Below are 213 nucleotides of genomic sequence, written 5' to 3' on the forward strand. Positions count from 1 at the left end.
GGCCCCGCGCGGCCCCGCGCGGCACTGCGCGGCGCTGCGCGGCGCAGTGCGGCGCCCGTCGGTCCGCCCCCCCGTCCCTCCCCCGCTCGCCGCTCTCCGCCACGAAGTGAACACGCCGCCATCTTTTTGCGTGGCGGATCGTTTACTCCGTGGCGGGATGGCGGGATGGCGGGATGGCGGGATGGCGGGATGGCGGGATGGCGGGATGGCGGG

The sequence above is a fragment of the Frigoribacterium sp. Leaf44 genome, assembly GCF_001421865.1.
Classification (GTDB): domain Bacteria; phylum Actinomycetota; class Actinomycetes; order Actinomycetales; family Microbacteriaceae; genus Frigoribacterium.